The 21,852-nt window shown below is 68.5% G+C and carries 17 protein-coding genes, 1 tRNA gene and 1 pseudogene; 6 read left to right on the top strand and 13 right to left on the bottom strand.

All coding sequences use genetic code 11. The features are described from left to right. Window positions 1–77: 77 nt before the first annotated feature. From FB390_RS07505 to FB390_RS07495, 3 genes are all read right to left on the bottom strand, one after another. A complete protein-coding gene (locus FB390_RS07505) occupies window positions 78–1,358 on the bottom strand; it encodes a YibE/F family protein (protein ID WP_141808294.1) in 1,281 nt (426 codons plus the stop codon). A 548-nt stretch (window positions 1,359–1,906) separates the two neighbouring features. Beyond that, window positions 1,907–3,154 carry a pyridoxal phosphate-dependent aminotransferase gene (locus FB390_RS07500; RefSeq protein WP_141808293.1) on the bottom strand — a complete coding sequence of 416 codons (1,248 nt, stop codon included), beginning with the start codon at window positions 3,152–3,154 and terminating at the stop codon, window positions 1,907–1,909. A gap of 109 nt (window positions 3,155–3,263) precedes the next feature. Further along, window positions 3,264–4,601, bottom strand: a complete 1,338-nt coding sequence (locus FB390_RS07495) for an NsdA family TPR-like regulatory protein (RefSeq protein ID WP_141808292.1) — start codon at window positions 4,599–4,601, stop codon at window positions 3,264–3,266. A gap of 277 nt (window positions 4,602–4,878) precedes the next feature. Between FB390_RS07495 and FB390_RS07490 the strand changes: the two genes are divergently transcribed. Next, entirely contained in the window at window positions 4,879–5,328 is a 450-nt protein-coding gene (locus FB390_RS07490; RefSeq protein WP_141808291.1) for a hypothetical protein, read from the top strand. Window positions 5,329–5,426: 98 nt separating this feature from the next. On the opposite strand, the gene dcd is transcribed toward FB390_RS07490, so the two are convergent. Next, on the bottom strand, window positions 5,427–6,026 hold the full coding sequence (gene dcd / locus FB390_RS07485; RefSeq protein ID WP_141808290.1) for a dCTP deaminase: 600 nt from the start codon (window positions 6,024–6,026) through the stop codon (window positions 5,427–5,429). 109 nt (window positions 6,027–6,135) lie between these two features. Here dcd and FB390_RS07480 point away from each other — a divergent pair, with 109 nt between their 5' ends. Next, window positions 6,136–6,864 (top strand): phosphatase PAP2 family protein, encoded by a 729-nt coding sequence (locus FB390_RS07480; RefSeq protein ID WP_141808289.1) that lies wholly within the window; start codon window positions 6,136–6,138, stop codon window positions 6,862–6,864. Beyond that, window positions 6,810–7,313 (top strand): SRPBCC family protein, encoded by a 504-nt coding sequence (locus tag FB390_RS07475; RefSeq protein ID WP_141808288.1) that lies wholly within the window; start codon window positions 6,810–6,812, stop codon window positions 7,311–7,313. Before FB390_RS07480 ends, FB390_RS07475 begins: the two co-directional genes overlap by 55 nt. A 109-nt stretch (window positions 7,314–7,422) precedes the next feature. Here FB390_RS07475 and FB390_RS07470 read toward each other — a convergent pair whose 3' ends face one another. Next, window positions 7,423–8,094 carry a TetR/AcrR family transcriptional regulator C-terminal domain-containing protein gene (locus tag FB390_RS07470; protein ID WP_246123902.1) on the bottom strand — a complete coding sequence of 224 codons (672 nt, stop codon included), beginning with the start codon at window positions 8,092–8,094 and terminating at the stop codon, window positions 7,423–7,425. A 69-nt stretch (window positions 8,095–8,163) separates the two neighbouring features. On the opposite strand from FB390_RS07470, the gene FB390_RS07465 reads away from it, so the two are divergent. After that, the gene (locus tag FB390_RS07465) at window positions 8,164–9,654 is read left to right on the top strand and encodes an FAD-dependent monooxygenase (protein WP_141808287.1); all 1,491 of its coding nucleotides are present in this window, start codon (window positions 8,164–8,166) and stop codon (window positions 9,652–9,654) included. Window positions 9,655–9,943: 289 nt separating this feature from the next. Continuing rightward, window positions 9,944–10,017: transfer RNA gene (locus tag FB390_RS07460), tRNA-Gly, on the top strand. A gap of 47 nt (window positions 10,018–10,064) precedes the next feature. Here FB390_RS07460 and FB390_RS07455 read toward each other — a convergent pair. From FB390_RS07455 to FB390_RS07430, 6 genes and pseudogenes are all read right to left on the bottom strand, one after another. Next, window positions 10,065–10,415 carry a hypothetical protein gene (locus tag FB390_RS07455; RefSeq protein WP_141808286.1) on the bottom strand — a complete coding sequence of 117 codons (351 nt, stop codon included), beginning with the start codon at window positions 10,413–10,415 and terminating at the stop codon, window positions 10,065–10,067. 25 nt (window positions 10,416–10,440) lie between these two features. Continuing rightward, entirely contained in the window at window positions 10,441–10,965 is a 525-nt protein-coding gene (locus FB390_RS07450) for a flavin reductase family protein (RefSeq protein ID WP_141808285.1), read from the bottom strand. Window positions 10,966–11,083: 118 nt separating this feature from the next. After that, window positions 11,084–11,578, bottom strand: a pseudogene (locus FB390_RS07445) (NADPH-dependent FMN reductase); the annotation flags it as partial. A gap of 30 nt (window positions 11,579–11,608) precedes the next feature. Continuing rightward, window positions 11,609–12,904 (bottom strand): acyl-CoA dehydrogenase family protein, encoded by a 1,296-nt coding sequence (locus tag FB390_RS07440; RefSeq protein WP_141808283.1) that lies wholly within the window; start codon window positions 12,902–12,904, stop codon window positions 11,609–11,611. Next, the gene (gene sfnG, locus FB390_RS07435; RefSeq protein WP_141808282.1) at window positions 12,904–14,019 is read right to left on the bottom strand and encodes a dimethylsulfone monooxygenase SfnG; all 1,116 of its coding nucleotides are present in this window, start codon (window positions 14,017–14,019) and stop codon (window positions 12,904–12,906) included. The genes FB390_RS07440 and sfnG overlap by 1 nt, the downstream gene beginning before the upstream one ends. Window positions 14,020–15,164: 1,145 nt before the next feature. Then, the gene (locus FB390_RS07430; RefSeq protein ID WP_141808281.1) at window positions 15,165–16,550 is read right to left on the bottom strand and encodes a styrene monooxygenase/indole monooxygenase family protein; all 1,386 of its coding nucleotides are present in this window, start codon (window positions 16,548–16,550) and stop codon (window positions 15,165–15,167) included. A gap of 96 nt (window positions 16,551–16,646) precedes the next feature. On the opposite strand from FB390_RS07430, the gene FB390_RS07425 reads away from it, so the two are divergent. Next, window positions 16,647–17,138: a GAF domain-containing protein gene (locus FB390_RS07425; protein WP_141808280.1), complete on the top strand. Its 492-nt coding sequence runs from the start codon at window positions 16,647–16,649 to the stop codon at window positions 17,136–17,138. Window positions 17,139–19,106: 1,968 nt separating this feature from the next. On the opposite strand, the gene FB390_RS07420 is transcribed toward FB390_RS07425, so the two are convergent. Continuing rightward, complete coding sequence (locus FB390_RS07420; protein WP_141808279.1) at window positions 19,107–20,537, bottom strand: LLM class flavin-dependent oxidoreductase; 1,431 nt, start codon at window positions 20,535–20,537, stop codon at window positions 19,107–19,109. After that, complete coding sequence (locus FB390_RS07415; RefSeq protein ID WP_141808278.1) at window positions 20,534–21,745, bottom strand: acyl-CoA dehydrogenase family protein; 1,212 nt, start codon at window positions 21,743–21,745, stop codon at window positions 20,534–20,536. Before FB390_RS07415 ends, FB390_RS07420 begins: the two co-directional genes overlap by 4 nt. Window positions 21,746–21,852 lie beyond the last annotated feature (107 nt).

The following is a 21,852-nucleotide window of genomic DNA, read 5'->3' as shown; positions in this document are numbered from 1 at the left end:
CTCCGTGGCGCGCTGAACGGGGGTTTGCACGCCGTTCCGAGCGATGCGCGTCACCGAACACGCGCGCATCGTCCCCCTCACACCCGCGAATGCCGCCCGTGCCGAGGCGCGGGCGCTGCCACCTTCTTGTGGCCGAACGGCCGCGCGAGCAGTGCCGCGATGCCGGTGGTCAGCGGCACCGAAAGGGCCAGCGCGATGCCACCGACCGAGGATCGCGCGATCTCGATGGCGACCGCGTCGCCTGCGAGCACGTCGCGGATCGAGCGGCCCGCCACGCTGAACAGCAGCAGCAGCGGCAGCGCACCACCGGCGTAGGCGAGCACGAGGGTGTAGACGGTGCTGGCGATGTGGTCACGGCCGACCCGCATGGCGGCCGCGAAAACCTCGCGGCGCGAGGCGGATTCGTCCAATGCGGCCAGCTCGAAGGCGGCCGAGGCCTGGGTGATGGTGACGTCGTTGAGCACACCGAGCGAGCCGATGATGAAGCCCGCGAGCAGCAGGCCGGTGATGCTGACGTGCTCGATATAGGTGGCGACGTTGGTGTTCTGTTCCTCGGACAGACCGGTGAGACTGGTCATCTCGATCACCAGCCAGGACAGCCCCGCCGCGAGCAGCATCGCCGACAGCGTGCCCAGCAGCGCGGAACTGGTACGCAGGTTGACGCCGTGCGCGAGATACAGCACGGCGTAGAGAATCAGCGACCCGGCCGTCAACGCGACCGGAACCGCGGGCTTGCCGTCCAGCAGCGCGGGCAGCAGGAACATCACCAGCACCGCGAACGCGAATCCCAGACCGATCAGCGCGCGCAGGCCGCGCCAGCGCGCCACCACGATGATCACCACCACGAAGGCGAGAGCGATCAGCGTGAGCGGCAGCCCGCGCGAATAGTCCTCGAAGGAGTAGAGCGGCGTGCCGTTCGGATCGGTCTGCCGGACCAGCCGGATCTCGTCACCGGCGCGCAGATCGGGTTGCCCAGGGCCCGGCGCGATTTCGAGCAGCGTCTTGTTGCCCTCGTGCGGACCGGAGTCGATGGTGATCAGGCTGCGCTGGCAGGTGTAGGCGTTGGTGCGCGGGGGCTCGGGCTTGTCGGCGAACACCTTGCCGATGGACGGACTGCCGCACGGCCCGACGTCCTGCGCGATGACCGTGCCCGCCTCGGTCACCACGGCGCCGCCGCCCGCGTTCTGCATCGGCAGCGGAATCTCGACGTGCTGACGGCTGGGCCACAGCCAGATCGTGGCGATGACGGTGAGCACGCCGATGACGGTGAGCAGCCCGACCACAACGCGCGCGGCGGTGTCGCCGATCGCGATCGGGCCGGAGTGATCGTGGTGGTGGTGATGATGGTGGTCGGTCACCGGGTTCCTGTCTATCCGTCGTGACCCCGGAAGCTCGTGCCGGACGGCAAGGGCTGGCTGTTCCGAGGCAACTGCGCGGTGCCGAGCTTAAAGGATGTCGTTTTCAAGAGCAGTCGCCAAGCACCACCAAACAACGACACGCAACAACTGATCTCGCAAGACCCGGGTAACTCACCGGGAACGGGCTAACTCGACCACCTACCTACCGCCAGCCGCCAACGCGAATCACCACGCACCTGAATCTGGCCTGAAACGCGGAGAGGCGGGACTGCGAGGCGGGACTTATTGCGGGGCAGGCGGCGGAGAGCAGGGGGATGTCTCCGCCGCCCGCAGGGCCGGCGGCCCAGGGGGGTAGGCGGCCGAACCCGAGGCCAGGTTGCCCAGGGGGGGTAGGCAACCCGACCGGGCACTCGAAGTGCCAAGAGCCACTGTACACAAAAGTTGCTCTTTTGCGCTAGCGGGTCTTCAAAACTCGCTTCTATCCATACATTCGGTATGTTTCCGGCCCAGAAGCGGGGCGATTGGGCCTTAGGGGCCCGCGACGCAGGTCACTGTCGGTAGCTCGCCAGGAAGTTGCCAAATCGCTCGATCGCGACCGCGAGGTCGCGCGCCCACGGCAACGTGACGATCCGCAGATGATCGTGGTTCGGCCAATTGAAGCCGGTGCCCTGCACCATCAAGATCTTCTCCTGGAGCAACAGATCGAGCACCAGCTTCGAATCGTCGTAGATGTCGTACACATTCGGATCCAGCCGCGGGAACGCGTAGAGCGCGCCCTTCGGCTTGACGCACGACACACCCGGGATCATGTTCAGCCGCTCCCACGCGACATCGCGCTGTTCGAGCAACCGCCCGCCGGGCAGGATCAGGTCCTCGATGCTCTGATGTCCGCCGAGCGCGACCTGAATCGCGTGCTGCGCGGGCACATTCGGGCACAGCCGGGAGGAGGCGAGCAGGTCGATGCCCTCCAGGAAGCCCGCGGCGTGATCTTTCGGACCGGTGATGGCCAGCCAACCCGAGCGGTATCCGGCGACCCGGTAGGCCTTGGAAAGGCCGTTGAAGGTCAGGCACAGCAGGTCGGGCGCGAGGCTGGCCAGCGAGATGTGCTTGGCGTCGTCGTAGAGGATCTTGTCGTAGATCTCGTCGGCGAGCAGCAGCAGCTGATGCTTGCGCGCCAGGTCGACCAGTTGCTGGAGCACCTCGGTCGAGTACACCGCGCCGGTCGGGTTGTTCGGATTGATCACCAGCAGCGCCTTGGTCTTGTCGGTGATCTTCGACTCGATGTCGGCGACGTCGGGCTGCCAGCCGTTGGACTCATCGCACAGGTAATGCACCGGAGTGCCGCCCGCCAGGCTCGTCATCGCCGTCCACAGCGGATAGTCCGGCGCCGGGATCAGCACCTCGTCGCCGTTGTCCAGCAGCGCCTGCATGGTGATGGTGATCAGCTCGGAGACGCCGTTGCCCAGGTAGACGTCGTCCACGTCCAGTTCGGGGAAGCCGGGCACCAGCTCGTAGCGGGTCACGATGGCGCGCCGGGCCGACAGGATGCCCTTGGACTCCGAGTAACCCTGGGCGTAGGGCAGCGCGGCGATGATGTCGCGCATGATCACATCGGGCGCCTCGAAACCGAACGGCGCCGGGTTGCCGATGTTCAGCTTGAGGATGCGGTGGCCCTCCGCCTCCAGCCGTGCCGCGTGCGCGTGTACCGGTCCACGGATCTCGTAGACGACGTTCTGCAGCTTCGTGGACTGCTCCAGAACGCGCGGCGGATGGTGGGGGAGATGATGCGGGCTCACCTTCCCATGGTGCCATCCCCCTGCAAGGGCATATCAGGCGCTGCCGACGGAGTCCGTCGCTAGCCGCGCATGGCCGCAGCGAAGGCGGAGGTACGCATATCGAACCGCGTCAAGGTGCGGAATTACCGGGCGGGATGCCCTTGGCCGCGGTCGACCCGCAGAACTCCTCGATGCGTTCGTCCAGGAAACGGGCTTCCACGGCGTCGCGGAACGCGGGCTGGGCGATCCGTCTTCGCACTCCGGTGAGCCGCTCCTCGAGCTGGGCGATGCGCTTGTCCTCGGCCAGTCCGAGCACCGGGTGCAGGGCCTCGGCGGCGCCGTCCAGGCTGCCGTTGATCAGATGCGCGGCCGCGCAGTCCACCCGCGCCAGCGCCTCTGCGCCGTAGGAGCGCTTCTCCGATGGACCGTTCGAGTAGAGGTCGATGGCGCGCTCGGTGGCGGTCAGCGCGGGTTCGGCCTGACCGAGGTGGATGTAGGTCGCGCCCGCGTAGTACTGGGCCTTGGCGTCGGGGAATCCGAAGACGCCGCCGACCTCGTCGTGCAGGTCGTCGGTGGCGGCCAGCTCGCGCGCCTCGTCGGCGGCGCGGACGCAGCGGTCGGTGTCAGCGGCGCTGCCGATCTTGGACCAGATCCTGGCCTCGATATTGAGCAGCCGCACCTTGGCGGTCGCCGAGTCGGCGAAGTCCTGCCCGCTCTGGGCGAGCAGCACGGCCCGGCGCGGACGCTCCGACCAATACTCGATGAGCGCGTGCATGCCGCGCGTCCAGGCGCGTAGCCCGTTGTGCCCGCATAGCTCGGCGTAGGCCCATGCCGCTCTGGCCTGCTCACCCGCGGCGTCGTAGTAGCCGAGGTCGGTGCTCGCGTTCGCGAGCAGCCCGGACAGCGTGCCGGCGAGCAGATACAGGTGGCTGGTGTCGGACGGGCGCTGATGACCCTCGAGCAGTCGATACACCCGGCGCCGTACCCGCAGCATCTCCACCATCATCGGAACCGGCGGGATGTGCACGTATTCGTTCGCGATGCGCGTGACATCTGCGTCCAGCTGTTCCAACGTGGACGCACCCACATTGGTACTCTCGGCCCGGCCTGCGTGTTCGCTGGCCTCGTGGGCAGCCGCCATGATCAGATCCCTCTCCGAAATCGCTGCTAACGCATCACCTCTCATCGCACCGGCGTCTATGAGAGCAAGAAGGTCCGCGTCGCTCGAATAACTCGCACGCGCCCCCGTTGCGGAACGCACGTCGAATCCGGCGCCAGATCCATCGACCGGCGATTCGCCGATCAGCGCCGCGAACCGCGCCCGCACAACTTCGTCGGACCTGGCAAGGGATGTATCGAGCGCGGCTTGGTTGACGGGGCGCGGATGGACTCGGTCGCCCCCCGCCTCCCACTTGGACACCAGGCGTTCGTGGACACCCAGATGCGCCGCGAATTCCCGGATACTCATCCGCTTGGCATCGCGAAGGGCGCGGGTCTCTCTACCTGACCAGTGCCGGACCACGATGTCATCCCTTCCGCACGAACTTTCATCCAGGGTACGAGGGCACAGTGGCGACTGCCACACATAATTCGCAGTTGCTATGGGCGCTGCGCGTTTTGGCGGCCCAGGTCGGCGAGACCCTCCCGGTCAAGGGCAGCGGATTGGCAGTAGAAGGCGGGCATGGGGGCGATGCCGAGTCGCGGTCGATGGCCCGACCCTGGTAACAGGAGGCAAGGAGTTGGCCGTGAACGTGGACAAACTCAGGACAGTCGAGGATTGGGTGGCCTTCTACCGGCACGAGTTCGGGCTACCGGTAACCGAGCGTGGCGGTTTCGTGATGCTGCCCATCAGCGGCCGAGTCTGCGTCGTTCATCTGCCGACCGTCCGGGCCGAAAAGGTCAGGGCGGCACTGGAACAGCAGGGGACGAGGGGTCCCATGCTGGCCAGGCAGATCCGTTGGAGCTTCCTTGCCGAGCCGGACAGCCGTCCCGGCGCGCAGGTGCTGGAGGTGCTGAACCGTCTCGATATCGGGATACCTGCCATCGGCAGTGCAGTGATGTTGCCGACGGGGCTCGGACGCTTCACCCGGGAAGGGTGCTTCTGGGTGAACCCGCCGAGCCGCGGCGACACGCTTCCGCCGCTGTCCACCGTCATCACGACGGCGCTGGCGGTGGGAGCGGGCGGCGGGGACTGAATGCGTCGTCGGTCCTCGCCGCCGATCGGCGGCCGAATCCGCCCCCTTTGTTGGCAGTCGGCGGGGCGGATTCGGTCGTGGGTCGCGGTGTGCGCGACCTACCGCGATTCCGCGGCGTCGACCACTTCGGTCGGCAGCGGGAAGTTCAAGTAGGAACGCGAGGGAGTCGGCCCGCGCTGGCCCTGGTACTTGGAACCGGCGACCGCGCTGCCGTACGGGTGCTCCGCGGGGCTGGTCAAACGGAGCAGGCACAGCTGGCCGATCTTCATGCCCGGCCACAGGGTGATCGGCAGGTTCGCGACGTTCGACAATTCCAGCGTGATGTGGCCGCTGAAACCGGGATCGATGAAGCCCGCCGTCGAATGCGTGAGCAGGCCCAAGCGACCGAGACTCGACTTGCCCTCCAGCCGCCCCGCCAGATCGTTCGGCAGCGTGCACACCTCGAGCGTGGAGCCGAGCACGAACTCGCCGGGGTGCAGCACGAACGGTTCGCCCGGTGCGGGCTCGACCAGGCTGGTCAGCTCGTCTTGGCGCTGCGCGGGGTCGATGTGGGTGTAGCGGGTGTTGTCGAAGACGCGGAACATCCGGTCCAGGCGAACGTCGATACTCGACGGCTGGATCAAGCTCTCCAGCAACGGCTCGACCCCGAGACGGCCAGCGGCGATCTCCGCACGGAGGTCACGATCGGAAAGCAGCACGGGCACGAGCGTAGCGTTCGGCGAATCGGGTCGTTCGGCGGCACGGCCGCGGACGCGGTGGTCGCCGCTCTTCAGTTAATTCTCAGCGCGAGCGGGCAACCTAGGACCAGTGACCTCGAATCTCCGCAGAACGGTGCCAACGGTCCCGACGCTCGTCGCGCTCGGCGTGCTCCTCGCGGCGTTCATCACCGTGCTCACCCGCAATGTGCTCGACAGCAGCGGGCTCGCGACGATGGATCCGGAGATCTCCGGATGGGCCGTCGACAACCGCAACGGGGTGCTCACACCGACCGCGCAGATGGTCAGCAACTGCGGTGACACCTTGTCCATGACGATCCTCACCGTGCTGGTCTGCGCGGCGCTGCTGCGCGAGCGCGACCGGTTGCGCGCGGTGCTCATCGCCGTGACCGGGCTCGGGGCCGCACTCATCGTCGCGATCGCGAAGCGACTCGTCGGCCGGGAACGCCCGCCGGTCGCCGATCGCCTCGCGGTGGAGAACAGCCTGTCCTATCCGTCCGGCCACAGCACGGGCACCTTCGTGGTGGTCGGGATCGTGGCCATCGTGCTCATCCCCAAGCTCGCGCACGCGGCGGCCAGAGTGGGAGCGGCGCTGATCGCCGTCCTGTTCATCGCCGCCGTCGGCGCCTCCCGCGTCTATCTCGGCGTGCACTGGCCCACCGACGTGCTGGCGGGCTGGTCCATCGGAGCGCTGTGGATCCTGCTCTGCCTGGCCGTGTTCCGCTACCTGACGCCGCGTTCCCGGGCCGCCGCTACAGTCGATCCGTGCCACGAACAAAGCAGGTCTCCGACAGCATCGTCGTCGCGATCGACCCGGTGACGGCCTACGACCGCGTCAGCGACGTCACCCAGATCCACCGCTGGAGCCCGGAGAACACCGGCGCGGTCGTCGCCGAACCCGGCGCGCCCGTCCGCGTGGGCATGCGCTTCGTCGGCACGAACATCCGCCGCGGCGTGCGCTGGTCCACCGGCTGTGAAGTCACCGCCGCCGAGCGCGGCAGCCGCTTCGCGTTCAAGGTCCGCCGCTACGGCCTGCGCAAGCCGGTCCTTCCGGTCGCCATCGCCAGCTGGGAATACCGCTTCGAGGCCGTGCCCGAGGGAACCCTGATCACCGAAACCTGGACCGACGACCGCCGCGGCTGGCCCGACCTGCCGACCCTCTGGTTCGACAAGATCGCCACCGGCAAGCCCGGGTTCGCGGAGTTCCAGCGCGGGAACATCCGGCGGACGCTCGAGCGGTTGAAGGCGGACCTGGAAACCGCGGCCTGATCCGCATGGCGCTCGCGATCCGACGGGCGCGCGGCCGTGCTCGACAGGCCTTTGGGTAGGTAGGACCGCTGACCGTACAAAGCATCTGCGAGGAAGAGGCTGGGGCAGGTCAGTCGGCAGGTTCGATCCCGACCGCGTGGATGCCCGCGAGAATGACGCGCAGGCCGTCGGCGAACTCCGCGTCGGTGTCGCCCACGAAAACCTCGCTCACCAGATGGGCGGTGAGCGGGAAACGCTGGGCGTCGACCAACTCGGCGAGGCGCTCGGGCCGGTAGGGGTCGCGGTCGCCGTACTCGCCGCCGGTGCGCGCCTGTTCTTCGATCACGAAGCCGACGGTGTAGTGCAACAGGATCGGAAAGACCCGCGCGGCTCGTCTTCTCGAGAATCCCGCGTCCTCCAGTGTGCGCAGCGTCAATTCCACCGTGCGCCACATCGATTCGTCGCTGATATAGGTTCCCGCCAGCACTTTCGCCCCGTCTCGATAGCCCAGCATGGCTCGGCGCAGCCGACCGGCGAGCGCGATGAGCCAGTCGCGCCAATCCTCGCCGCGCCGCGGCGCCTCGACGTCCGCCACCGCGGAGACGAAGACGGACCGCGCCATCACGTCCAGCAGCTCCCGCTTGTTCGCGACGTGCCAGTACAGCGCGGGCGCCTGCACGTTCAGCGCCGCCGCGACCTTGCGCATGGTCAGGCCGTCGAGGCCGACCTCGTCGAGCAGGGTCAGCGCGGCATCCGCGATCACCTCGGGGTCCAGCTTCACCTGACCGGTTCTGTTCGACACCTTGACAGCTTAACAATGTTCTTGTTCTCCTTAACATCGTTAAGGATTTAACGTTGTTAAGGAGGGTTTGTGGACGCGACCGATGTGGTGATCGCCGGAGCCGGACCGACGGGCCTGATGCTGGCGTGTGAACTGCGGATCCTCGGGCTGGAGGTGACGATCCTCGACGCGCTGCCCGCGCGGACCGGCGAATCTCGGGCGGGCGGCATGCACGCCAGGACCATGGAAATCCTCGATCAGCGCGGCATGCTCGACGGCATGCTCGCGCAGGGGCGTCCGCTCCAGGTCGGGCACTTCGCCGGAATCCCTTTGGACTTCAGCGATTTCCCGACTCGTTACCCCTTCACTCTCGTGATACCGCAGTCGCTGATCGAAACAGAATTGGAGAACCGCGCAAAGGAACTCGGCGCGACCGTGGCGTGGGATTCGCCCGTGCTCGGGTTTCGTCAAGACGGCTCCGAAGTGGAGGTCGAGGTCGGCGGCGCGCAGGGCATCCGTCGGCTGCGCGCGGCCTACCTCGTCGGCTGTGACGGCGGGCGCAGCACCGTGCGCAGGCTGGCGGGCATCGCGTTCGCGGGCACCGACGCGACGATGACCGGCATGCTGGCCGACGTCGAACTGGCCGAACCGCCGGCCCAGCCCTTCTTCAGCCACCGTCGCGGCGCGGGCGATTTCTCGGTCGTGCAGCTTCAGCCGGGGTGGTACCGGCTCCTCGTCCAGCGGCACGACCGGGTGCTCGGGCGCGGGACGGAACTCTCCTTCGCGGACTTCCGCGCCAACTTCCGCGAGATCGCGGGCGAGGATTTCGGCATGCACAGTCCCCGCTGGGTCTCGCACTACGGCGACGCGGCGCGGCAGGCCGGCCGTTATCGCGCGGGCCGCGTCTTCCTGGCGGGCGACGCGGCCCACATCCACTATCCGGCGGGTGGTCAGGGACTGAACCTCGGGGTCCAGGACGCGGTGAACCTCGGCTGGAAGCTCGCCGCCGTGCTACGCGCCGACGCACCCGGCAGCCTGCTCGACACCTACCAGGCCGAACGCCATCCCGTCGCCGCCCGGGTGCTGCACAACACCCGCGCCCAAACCGCGCTGGGCCGTTCCGGCCCGCACACCGATGCCCTGCGCGACATCATGAGCGAGCTGATCACCTCAGACGAGATTCGCCACCGCCTCGGCCTGATGATCACCGCCCTGGACATCCGCTACGCCACTGGTTGCGATCACCCGCTCGCCGGGCGCCGCATACCCGACGCCGACCTCGTCACCGCCGCCGGCCCCGCCCGCGTCCACGAACTCCTGCGCCCCGCCCGCCCGCTCCTGCTCCGGCTCGCCGGAACCGAGCCGCTCGACACCGATTGGAACCGCCACGTCGAGGTCGTGACCGCCCGGAGCCACGCCTCCCGCTGGACCATCCCCGGCGTCGGCGACATCCCGACCCCCGCCACCGTCCTCATCCGCCCCGACGGTTACACCGCATGGGCCACCGACCATCCGGAGGCCGACGGCCTCGCGGAACTTCTCCGCGACTGGACCGACGCCGTGGCGGCCCAGACCTACTGAACCGACATCCCAGCTCGGCGGCTGCCGCGACCCGTCACTTTCCCTCGCGGCCCATCGGTGCGGGGCAGTCGGCGTCGGCGGGCGCGGTGGGGGAATTCGGCGAAGGTTTGGGAAGATTCGGCCCCGTACGCCCTCGAATCCGGCCGAACGGCACCGTCGAGCTGGACCCGTTCGGGGGCGTCCGACGGTTTCACCGCCGCGGCATCAACGCAGGTCAAAGGCATCTAGCTGGACTTTTCCCGCCGCAACGCCGCTTCTGCTACAGTCTCGGGTGGTACCTCGGTACCGTGCCGATGTAGTTCAATGGTAGAACTTCTGCTTCCCAAGCAGACAGCGCGGGTTCGATTCCCGTCATCGGCTCCAGTTTCCGAAACCCGCTGCCCCACAGCGGGTTTCGTCGTTTACGGGGCCTACTCCGTCTGGGCCCAGGCGGCGACGGGCATGGTGAGGTAGATGCCGAAGTCGGTGAGTGGGGTGTGGGCGGTGATCGCGCGGTGGAGGGCGTCGACGCGGGATTGGCGGGTGGCGGCGCGGGAGTCGAAGTACTTGGAGCGGATCTCGATGACCGCGTCGAGGCCGCTGCGGTCGTAGGGGCCGAGGGGGCGGAAGCGGAGTTCGACGTCACCGGGTTGGAGGTTGCCGTCGTAAGGCTCCTCGGGGCACTCCACGGCGACCGAGACCAGGTGTGGAAGGTGCTCGGCGAGGGCGTGCAGGGTCGACTCGGGGACGTGAGGGGCGTAGGTCACCTCGACTAGGGGCACCGGCCCAGGTTAGGGCCGGGGATGATCAGCTCGCCACGTCGGTGATCTCACTCGGTTCGGCGTGCAGGCGGCGGAAGCGGCTGCCGTGGAAGACGAGGGGGTCGACGTCGTGACGGGTGGCCAGGCGGTGGATGCGCAGGATGACGACGAGATGGTCGCCCGCGGGAACCTGCGCCTCGGGGACGCCCTCGATCCACGCGGACGCACCGTGGAGGAAGACGGCGTCGCCGGTGCCGCGGTGTAATTCGCTGGCGCGGAAGCGGTCGCCGTCGCGGGCGCCGAGCGCGCGGGCGGCGTCGGTCTGATCCGTGCCGAGCAGGCTCAGGCCGAGGTGGGACGCAGCGGCCAGGCGCGGCCAGGTCGAGGAACTGTTCTGCACGCAGAAGGAGACCAGCGGCGGATCGAGCGAAACGGGCACGAAGGTGCTGACGGCGAGGCCGTGCGGTGTGCCGTCGACCTCCGCGCAGACCGCGACCACACCGCTCGGGAAGTTCGCGAACGCACGACGCAAACCCCTTCCGTCGGCGGGAGTTTCGAAAAGGTCATGCATGTTCCACCGCCTTGCTCGTGTGTACGTCCGAATTCGGCCGGCCTGTTCCCGCATCCGAGCGACCCGCGTTCTGATTCGGATCGCTCGTACCGGGACCGCCCGGGCTCGCATCGGCCGCGCCCGAGCGACTCAGCGCTCGGACAACGGGACGCCAGCGCTCGGCATAGGCATCGATCGCACCGTCCTCGGCGAAGGTCCGGTCGGCCAGGTAGAGACCGGGCAGGGCGGCCGTCGCGCCGAGTTCAACGAGCACCGGCTTGAGCAGGAGGTCCGGCGCGAGTGCGTGCGCCGGTCCCGCACCGAGCATCACCGGGACGGCCAGCACTCCCGCCAATCCCGTTCCGCCGTCGAACTGTTCGAGGAACAGCTTGAGCAGTCCGGTGTAGGTGGCCTTGAAGGTGGGGCTCGCGAACACCACCAGTTCGGATTCGGCCACGGTCCGCACGGCATCGGCCACGGCCGGATCACCCCAGCTGAGCAGGGCCGGGCCGTAGGAAGCCAGGTCGAGCACGGTGGGTTCGGTATCGGGCCGGAGGCCGCGTGCCACGAGGGTGCCCGCGGCCAGGGTGCGGGACGCGGGTTTCGGGTTGCCGACGACGACGGTCACTGTCACCGCTGTGTCCTTCCTTTCGTGGTTTCCCTGTCAGATGACGCCGTGCAGTGGTGGCGCGGTCTCGTGCAGCAGGGCGCGGCCGATGTGCTGGTATTTCCAGCGGACCGGGTCGTGCAGTGTGTGCGTGCGGGCATTACGCCAGAAGTGGTCCAGGTTCAGATCACTTGCTGTGCTGCGTGTTCCGCCGACCTCGAAGAGCGCCGAGGAGACATCGTTGGCGGCTCGATCGGCCAGCACCTTCGCCGCCGCGACGGCGAGTGATGCTTCGGCAACGGCCTCACTCGGGGCACTCGGCACGGCGGACACCGAACCGTTCTGCGCCGGAGAGCCGGAGCGATGTGTGTCCGCCACGGTTTCGTTCGACAGCGCGGGTTCCGAGGTGACCGCACGATCGACCGCGAGACCCGCGGCCCGCAACGTCGCCTCCGCCGCGACGACCGCCACGGACAACTCGCCGAACCGCTGAATCAGCAACGGATCATCGATCGCACGGCCCACGCCCGACTCGAACCAAGGCCTGCTCTTCGACCGAACGAATTTCGTTGCGGCGGACAATGCTCCACGCGCAATGCCGGCGTCGATGGCAGCATGCAGCAGCTGCGCGAAAGCTCCGTAGCCGGTCGGCGCGTGCACCGCATCGGATCTGAAGATCAACTGATCCGACTCGACCACCACACCGTCGAATTCGACCGTGCCGCTTCCGGTCGTTCGCTGCCCCAGCGCATTCCAGTCGTCGATGATCCGTACGCCAGGGGTATCGGCGGGCAGATAGGCGATGTATTCGCCCGCGGGCAGTTCGCCATCGGGATCGTCCAGCCGGGTCAGTACCGCGAGCAGATCGGCGAACAGCGAGCCGGTGCAGTAGTACTTCGTACCGTCGACGCGAAACCGGGTGCCGAGTGGGCGCACCGTCGTGGCGATGTCGGCGACCGTCGCACCGCCGCGCTCGGATTGCGCGTTGGCGATCCGCGCGCCGTCCAGCACCTGGGCGAAGTAGCGCTGCTTCTGCTCGGCGGATCCGGCCAGCCGCAGGAGATTCACGTAGACGAAGTGGCTGTGCGGAATCTGCGCGATATTCGGATCCGCGGCGGCCAGAATCCGCACCACATCGGCCACCACGCTGGGCGGCAAGTCGGCGCCACCGAACTCGGCCGGGACCGTGATGGCCAGCAGTCCGCTCGCGGCGAGCCGCGCGACCTCGGCGTGTGGCAGCCTTCGTCCGCGGTCGCGGTCGGAAGCCTCCACAGCGAATTCGGCCGCCAGTCGGTTCGCGACCGAAAGCGCTTGGGCGGCGGACGCGATGCGGTCGGCGGCGACCGCGGTCATCACCGCACCGCCGCGACCGGTTCGCGGGCGGCCTCCAGCTCCCGCACCAGTGGAAGGACTTTCGCGCCGAAGTACTCGATCTCCTCCTGGAAGTGCAGGAATCCGCCGAGCACCAGGTCGACGCCGAGTTGGCGGTAGGCCACGATCCGCTCCGCGACTTGTTCCGGCGTGCCGATCAGCTTCGTGCGGAAACCGTCGTTGTACTGGACGAGGTCCTCGAAGGTCGAGTCCGCCCACATGCCCTTGCCGTCCTTGGTGGACGCGCCCGCCTGCTGTACCGCGTCCCGGAAACCTTCCACCGCGGGCTTGTTCGCCTTGGCGATGATTTCGCGGAGGGTGTCGTGCGCTTCCTTCTCGGTGTCGCGGGCGATGATGAATCCGTTCAGCCCGAACTTCACCTCACGGTCGTGCGCCCTGGCCACCGCGCGTAGGTCGTCCAATTGTTCGGTGACGCCGTCGAAATCCTTGCCGTTGGAGAAGTACCAATCGGCGTAGCGACCGCCGTTGCGGCGCGCGGCGGTGGAGTTACCGCCCTGGAACAGTTCGGGATTCGGCCGTTCGGGGGTGTTCAGCGGCTTGGGCTTCAAGGTGAAATCGCGGATTCGGTAGAAGTCGCCGCCGTAGTTCACGTTGTCCTCGGTCCAGATCTTGCGGATCACCTCGAGGAATTCGGCGCTGCGCCGGTAACGTTCGTCGTGTTCCAGCCAGGGCTCGCCCAACGCGGTGAATTCGCCTGCGAACCAGCCGGATACGACGTTGATCGCGAACCGTCCGTTGGAGAGATGATCGGCGGTGGCGCCGAACTTGGCGAGCACGGCCGGATGCCAGAGGCCGGGATGGACGGCGGCGATCACCTTCAGCCGCTCGGTCGCGCCGAGCAGGGCCAGGCTGAACGAGGTCGATTCGTGCTGGTACTCCGCGCCGTAGGACGCGGTGTAGCGGACCTGTGAGAGCGCGTAGTCGAAACCGTTGCGCTCCGCGGTCTGCGCCAGCTTCTTGTTGTACTCGAAATCCCAGCTCGTCCGCTGTTCGATGTCGCTGGTGACCAGGCCGCCGCTGACATTGGGCACCCAGTAGGCGAACTTGGTCTGCTCCGCGATCCGCTCCGTGGTCATGGCCGCTCCGTGGGTTTCGTGGGGATCGCCGGGTGCGGCTGCTGGTGCACCCGGCTGTTCCCAGTGCAACACCGGGGCGGGGGCGAGACGAGGGTTTGAATCTGTGCGATCGCATGGGCTGACTGGTGTGAGGGGTGGATTTGGGTTCGTGGGATTGGTGCGTTGCGTTGGGGTGACGGTTCCCGATGTTGCGGGTGCCCAAGGGGGTGGGCCTACCGGTGTTTTCGCCCAATGTTGCGGGTGTTCAAGGGGGTAGGCCTACCGGTGTTTTCGCCCAATGTTGCGGGTGCCCAGGTGGTTGGCCTACCCAGGTTTTCCTCGGAGCGGTGCTGGGCGCGTCGTGTGCCGTACCCGGCTTACCTCCCGCAGTTGGCGGGCGTGGGGTTCGGCTTCCGGCGTGGTCATCCGGCTGTGGTTGCGTCTAGGGAGGGCAAGCGAAAAGAGCTCTTCGGCCGGTCGAGCTTTGGGGAGGGCTGTTGGCCTGTCAAGGGCGCAACCACCATTTGACTACCGTCGATAGAGAAATGGATTCGACGGTAGTCATATGGTGGCTTTGCAAGATCAAATAGCAACCATTTGACTACCGTCGATTTCCAGTGGTCCGTGCGCCCGGGCGGTAGCGACGGCACGCCGCCCCGGGACGAGGTGCTGTTTCGACCGGCGGGCAGGAACGACGCGCTGTTCGACCTGCGGACAGGGACCAGGCACTGTTCGAGCTGATGACAGAGACGACACGCTGTTCGACTGCGGGCAGGACAAGGTGCTGTCCGGAGCTGCGGACAGGACAAGGCGCTGTCCGGAGCTGCGGACAGGACGAGGGGCGCTGTTCGAGCTGCGGGCGGCAGGTGCCGCTCGGGATCGCAACGCGGACTCGCCTGCACCGCCTGGTCCGCCGCGCCCGGCATCGGGTGCTCCTCGTGTCGCGCGACGAGCTGGTGCTGAGCGGCTGCGCGGGCGTGCTGCCGCGCACCGAACCGGTACAGACCACAGTGCCGGGTCCGGCGCCGCGCGACCGCCAGCAGCGAGGTGCCGAGCCCGTCGGCGGTGGTGACCAGTGCGTCGACCACCCGCGGCAGGCCGCGATCAGCTGCTCCTTGCGGGGAGACGCCGCCACCAGGAACGGTGGCGACGTCTCGGTTCGAGGGTCAGCTGGTGGCCAGGGTGTCGGCGAAGGTGGAGCGGGTGAACCGGCCCGCGGGGGTGAAGCGGGCGAGGAGGTCGGCCGCGTTTTCGCCGGTGACGCGGGTGATGTAGGCGTTGGCCGCTTCGAGCGAGTCGATCTCGAGTAGCGGTTGCGGGCGGTGCAGGAGGCCGACGAGGGCGGAGGCGAAGCGGGGGTCGACGGCGGCCGCGGCGAAGAACTGGTTGCCGATCTCGGCCAGTTCGGGGTCGCCGAGGAAGAGACGGGTGACCTTGCTCGCGGCGTCGCTGCGGGCGGCGAGGAATTCCGCGTACCGGGCGCTCAGCCAGTCCTCGTCGAACGGGCCGTCGTGCACCGCGGCCGCCGCGACCAGGCGCTGCGCCTGGATCAGTCCGCTCTGCGCGCCCTGTCCGGCGATCGGGTCGTAGGCGACCGACGTGTCACCGAACGACGCGACCACGTGCCCGCCCGCCGTGCGGCCGACACCGGCGCGGACCAACGGGCGCACCGCGCCCTTCAGCCAGGATTGCGGGTCCTCGGCGATCACCTGCGCGGCCTGTACCTCGGGCAGGTCCCAGTCGATGTAGTCGCGGTAGAGGTCTTGCACGATGCGCAGCGCGGACTCCGCGGAATCCGCTGCGGCGAAACGCTTTTCCCAGTCGCTGCCAGGACGGGCCCAGCCGAGGAACGCCCAGCTCGGGCCGACGTCCTTGTGCAGGTACGGACCCCACCAGCCTTCGCCCTGGTCGGCGAAGATGGAGAACCCGCTGTGCCCGCCGCCCGCCGGGCTGCGGTGCGCGAAGACGCTCGTGTCGTGGCCGAGGCCGGTGACGGTCACAGTGAGCAGCGAGCGCTGCGGTGCGTCGTAGACGGTGCGCCGCTGGTCGATCGGGAAGAGGTCGGCGAGACCGGCGCGTCCGGTGGCGACCAGGGTGAGGTCGTTGGCGGCGGCGATCGGGTCGAGGGTTTCGGCGGTGACCTGCTCGACGACGAAGCGTCCGCCGCGCTCCTGGAAGGCGGTGAGCCGCTCGTCGGCCTTCAACCGGGTGTCGACCGCGACGCCGACGTAGCCGTCGAAGTTTCCGTCGAAGGCGATGAGTTCTTCGCGCTCGGGTCCGGCGATCCGCACACTGAGGCCGGTGTGCCGCGGCGCCCGCGCGGTGTAGCTGTCCAAGCCGAGCGCGGCCTCCGCCTGTTGCGCCTCACCGAATTCCAGCGCGGTGCCGGTCGCCGGGACGTCGTCGCGGAGCGCGCGCTGATCGCGATCGCTGTAGAGGGTCACCTCGAACCCGGCGTCGAGCAGACCGAGTGCCGCAGTGACGCCGGCTTGGCCCGCGCCGATCACCGCGGCCGAACGAGTGGAACGGGATACGGAATTCTGCGTTGTCATGTCGGGATCGTGCGCCCCCCGCGCGGTCGGCTGGAGTATTGCGATCAGCGAGAATCAATGGGCAGACAAGATTTCCGCAGCATCTACCATTCCCCTATGTCGTTCACCGTCGAAAACCTCACCGGCGACCGATCCGAGCAGTACCGACAGCTGATCGCGCAGGCCCAGGCACTGGTCGCGGGCGAAACCGATCGCGTCGCCAATGCGGCCAATCTCTCGGCGCTGCTGTTTCACACGCTGCCCGAATTGAATTGGGCCGGATTTTATTTCTACGACGGCACGGAATTGGTCGTCGGACCATTCCAAGGGAAACCCGCGTGTGTGCGCATCGCGCTGGGTCGAGGGGTGTGCGGGACCGCCGCGGAGACCAAGGCGACTCAGATCGTTCCCGATGTGCACGAGTTCCCGGGACACATCGCCTGCGACGCGGACTCGCGGTCGGAAATCGTTGTGCCACTGGTGCATAGAGGTCGTTTGGTCGGCGTACTGGATCTGGACAGCCCGAAGCCCGGCCGCTTCGACGACGTCGACCGCACGGGTTTGGAAGCGCTGGCCGAGGTCTTCCTGGCGACGCTGCCCCAGCCCTAGCCGGTCATAAACCACTGCGCCCCGCACCCTCACGGCGGGCGAAACCCCGGCCGCGCTTCCGCGTCAGGCACGTGCCGGTCCGCGCCGCCTTGAAACCGCCCCCACCCCACGCCGATCACCACGCGCACACCGTCGCGTACCACGCCCGACCACGCGTGCCAGCACCAGCGTCCCGCACCCGTTCACGGCACGAGCACCACAGCCCCGCCCGCGATTCCGCATCGGGCACGTGCCGGTCCGCAACGCCCCGAAACCGCCGCAACCCCACGCCCAGCGACCACGCACGCACCGCCGCGCCCCAGGCCCGGTCACCGCGCACACACCGCCGCGCCCCATGCCCGGCCACCGCGCACACACCGCCGCGGTCACGCCCGACGACGCTGCCAGCACCACCGCGTCCCACCCCGATCACGACGCGGCACCCCGGCCGCGATTCCGCATCGAGCACGAGCCAGGTCGCAATGCCCCAAACCGCCACTACGCGGCCGATACCACCACGCCCTGCGTCCGCGCACGGCGCGAGCACCACCATGCGCGATCACCGCGCAGACACCGCCCCGTCCCCCTCGCGGCTACGCCGCCGACACCACGCCCCGCGCCGGCGCACGGCGCGAGCACCACCACCCCGCCCGCGCTTCCGCGTCAGGCACGTGCCGGTCCGCGCCGCCTTGAAACCGCCCCCACCCCACGCCGATCACCGCGCACACACCGCCGCGTACCACGCCCGACTACGCGTGCCAGCACCACGGCGTCGCACGCCCGGGCACCACCACCCCGCCCGCGATTCCGCATCGGGTACGAGCCGGTCGCAACGCCCCGAAACCGCCGCAGCCCAGGCCTGATCACCATGCAAGCACCGACCCGTACCCCTCGCGACTACACCGCCGACACCACGCCCTGCGTCCGTGCACGGCGCGAGCATCACCATCCCCGCCCGTGATTCCGCATCGAGCACGAGCCAGGCCGCAATGGCCGAAACCGCCCCGACCCCTGCCAGGTCACCGCACACACACCGCCGCCCACCACGCCCCACTACGCGTGCCAGCACTACTGCGTCCCGCGCCCGTTCACCGCCCAGGCACCACCGCTCTAGACGCGATTCCGCGTTAGGCACGTGCCGGGCCGCGACGCCCCGAAACCGCCCCAACCCCACGCCGATCACCACGCACACACCGCCGCGCACTACGCCCAACTATGCGTGCCAGCACCACCGCGGCCCCGCACCCGATCACGACGCGGGCTCCACCACTCACGCCCGCGATTCCGCATCGGGCACGAACCGGGCCGCAATGCCCGAAACCGCCCCAACCCATGCCCGATCACCGCGCAAACACCGCCCCGTACCCCTCGCGACTACGCCGCCGACACCACGCCCTGCGTCCGCGCACGGCGCGAGCACCACCACCCCGGCTGCGATTTCGCATCGAGCACGAGCCGAGCCGCAACGCCCGAAACCGCCGCAACCCCATGCCCGGTCACCGCGCACACCACCGCGTACCACGCCCGACTACGCATGCCAGCACCACCGCGCCCCGCACCCGTTCACGGCACGAGTACCACAGCCCCGCCCGCGATTCCGCACCGAGCACGAGCCAGGCCGCAATGCCCCAAACCGCCACTACGCGGCCGATACCACCACGCCCTGCGTCCGCGCACGGCGCGAGCACCATCACCCCGCCCGCGATTCCGCATCGAGCACGACCCGGGCCGCGACGCCCGAAACCGCCGCAACCCCATGCCCGGTCACCACGCACACCGCCGCGTACCACGCCCGACTACGCATGCCAGCACCACCGCGGCCCCGCACCCGCTCACGACGCGGGCACCACCACCCGCCCGCGATTCCGCATCGGGCACGAACCGGGCGCAAAGCCCCGAAATCGCCTCGCCCATGCCCGATCACCACGCAAACACCACCGCGCACCACGCCCGACTACGCATGCCAGCACCACGGCGCCCCGCACCCGCTCAGGGCGCGGACACCACCACCCCCGGCCGCGCTTCCGCATCGGACAACACCGTCGACCCCGGCCCGCCGAGCCGATACCTGGCCCCGCGATGCTCCTCCGGCAGCCGATCTCCCGCGCCGAACAACGCATTGCGCAAAGTACCCGGCACATACTCCTCGGCGTACGCACCGCGTTCGGTCAACACCGGGACGACGTGCCGCACAATGTCTTCGAACGTTCCCGGCGTGATCGCGTAGGCGAGATTGAATCCATCCACATCCGTCTCCGCGACCCACTCTTGGAGCCGATCCGCCACCGTCGCACCGGAACCCACGAACACCGGGCCGATGCCGCCGATGCCCGCCCAGCGGCCGATATCGCGGACCGTCCATTCGCGGCCGTCGTCGTCGAATTCCTGGAAGGCCGCGACGGCCGATTGGATGGCGTTGCTCTGCACCGCGCCGATCGGTGCGTCGAGGTCGTAGCGGGACAGGTCGATTCCCATCCAGCCGGACATGAACACCAACCCGCCCTCGACGCTGGCGTAGCTCAGGTATTCCTCGTGTTTCGCGCGCGCCGCCTCGTCCGTCTCGTCGGTGACGATGGTCGCGAGCGCGTAGATTCGCGCGGCGTACCGATCCCGTCCTGCGGCTTCCAGCGCGTCCCTGATGCGCGACACAGTCTGGGTGAGCACACGTTTGGAAGGTCCGGCCACGAAGATCGCTTCCGCGTTCTCCGCCGCGAATCGCACCCCGCGCGGCGAAGCGCCCGCCTGGTAGATGACCGGAGTGCGCTGCGGCGACGGCTCGGACAGGTGCACGCCGGGCACGGTGTAGTGGGTCCCGCGGTGCCCGATGTGATGAACCTTCGCAGGATCGACGAAGACGCCCCGCGCCGCGTCGCGCACCACCGCGTCGTCCTCCCAGGACCCCTCCCACAGCTTGTAGAGCACCTCGAGGTACTCGTCGGCCTGGTCGTACCGGGTGTCGTGGTCGAGTTGGTCGTCGGCGCCGAAATTGCGTGCCGCCGAGGGCAAGTACCCCGTGACGACGTTCCATCCGACCCGCCCGTTGGTGAGGTGGTCGAGCGTGGAGAGCCTGCGCGCGAAGGGATACGGGTGTTCGAAGCCGGTGCCGGTGGTGATGCCAAAGCCGAGGTGCTCGGTCACCGCCGCCATCGCCGAGACGAGGAGCAGCGGGTCGGCCACCGGTATCTGCGCGCCCTGGCGCAGCGCCGCGATGTCGTTGCCGCCGTATACGTCGTAGGTGCCGAGCACGTCCGCGATGAAGATGCCATCGAATCGCCCTCGCTCCAACAGGATTGCCAGATCGGTCCAGTAGCTGAGTTCCTTGTAGCGGTGCGATTGGTCGTCCGGATGACGCCACAGTCCGGGCGACTGGTGTGCGACGCAGTTCATGTCGAAGGCGTTGAACCGGATTCGGCGGGTCATCGGGTGGCGCCCCGTTCGCCCGCGCTCCACGCGAACGGCAGGTCGGCGCCGTTGAGCAGATGATCCCCGATGGCGCGGGCCTTCTGGATCGCCGGATTGTGCACCGAGATGGTGCGCGCGTTGCGCCAGTGCCGGTCCAGCCGCAGCCCTTCGGAAACGATGGACGCGCCGCCGACCTCGAACAGCAGGGTGGTCGCGGGCAGCACCGTATCGATGACGCCGAGCTGCGCCTGCGCGGCGGCGAGTTCCACTGCCACCAAATCGCTTTCGTCCTTGGCGCCGCGCGCCAACACCTCGTCCAGTAGATCGGCGACGGCAAGCACGGCGGCCTCGGCGGTGAACGCGGCGGCCGACAGCTTGCCGATCACCTGCTGCACCAGCGGATCGTGGCGCGGCAGATCGGCCGCGGAATGGGTGTAGCCGCGGGTGCGCCGGGCCACCCACTCGCGAGCGTCGCGCTCCGCGCGCCGCGCGATGCCCGCCAACACCGACAGCTGCACCAACTGCAGGTAGGAGGTGGCGTAGGTCGGGCCGGGCGCGCCGTACCCCGGGCCGAGGATCCGATCCTCGGTGACTGCCACGTCGCTGAACTCGGTGGTGCCGCTTGCGGTGAGGCGCTGGCCGAAGCCGTCCCAGTCGTCGTGCTGACGCACACCCTCCGCGTTCGCGTCGACCAGCACGCCGACTCGCTCGCCGTCGCGGTCCGCCGCGGCCAGGATGTGGTCGGCGTACAGGGAACCGGTGCTGTAGTACTTGGTGCCGTTGAGCAGCCAGTGGTCGCCGCTGCGGGTCAGCTTGGTGTGATACCGGTCGACCGCGCCGACACCAGGTTCGGTGATGGCGTTGCCGACCAGCGCGCCCTCGCTCACCGCGCGCAGCCAGCGTTCCCGCGCGGGCCCCGGCTCCGCGAGCAGCTGGTCCTCGACGAAGGAGAAGTGCACGCGCAGCGCCTGCGGCAGGTTAGATTCGGCGGCGGCGAGCTCGATCAGCAACCGGAACAGCTGCCGCACGCTCGCGCCGTAGCCGCCGAATTCGACCGGCGCCCGCAGCGCGCCGAACCTGGCGGCGCGCAGCCAGCCGATCTCCTCGTAGGCCAGTGTGCGGTCGGTTTCGCGCTCCACCGCGCCCTGGGCGATCCGGTCGAAGATCGGCAGGAAGATCTCATCCAGATCGGAGTCCGCGGTACGTGTCGCCTCGGTGGATGTCATCACCCCACGATGAACCCGATCGGCGGCGCGCTCACGGGTTGCGCGCACCGCGATCGAAATGCGGATCAGGCGAACCCATCGAGGTGGCGGTACAGCGTTCCGCGCAC

The sequence above is a fragment of the Nocardia bhagyanarayanae genome, assembly GCF_006716565.1.
Classification (GTDB): Bacteria; Actinomycetota; Actinomycetes; order Mycobacteriales; family Mycobacteriaceae; genus Nocardia; species Nocardia bhagyanarayanae.
Note: the sequence above shows the minus strand (reverse complement) of the source record. Positions and strands in the feature narration are given on the sequence as shown.

Coding starts and splice junctions, on each gene's coding strand:
- FB390_RS07495 (WP_141808292.1), bottom strand. CDS start 4,601: ATGAGTATCCGGGAATTCGCGGCGCATCTGGGTGTCCACGAACGCCTG.
- FB390_RS07450 (WP_141808285.1), bottom strand. CDS start 10,965: ATGCATGACCTTTTCGAAACTCCCGCCGACGGAAGGGGTTTGCGTCGT.
- FB390_RS07440 (WP_141808283.1), bottom strand. CDS start 12,904: ATGACCGCGGTCGCCGCCGACCGCATCGCGTCCGCCGCCCAAGCGCTT.
- sfnG (WP_141808282.1), bottom strand. CDS start 14,019: ATGACCACGGAGCGGATCGCGGAGCAGACCAAGTTCGCCTACTGGGTG.
- FB390_RS07430 (WP_141808281.1), bottom strand. CDS start 16,550: ATGACAACGCAGAATTCCGTATCCCGTTCCACTCGTTCGGCCGCGGTG.
- FB390_RS07425 (WP_141808280.1), top strand. CDS start 16,647: ATGTCGTTCACCGTCGAAAACCTCACCGGCGACCGATCCGAGCAGTAC.
- FB390_RS07420 (WP_141808279.1), bottom strand. CDS start 20,537: ATGACCCGCCGAATCCGGTTCAACGCCTTCGACATGAACTGCGTCGCA.
- FB390_RS07415 (WP_141808278.1), bottom strand. CDS start 21,745: ATGACATCCACCGAGGCGACACGTACCGCGGACTCCGATCTGGATGAG.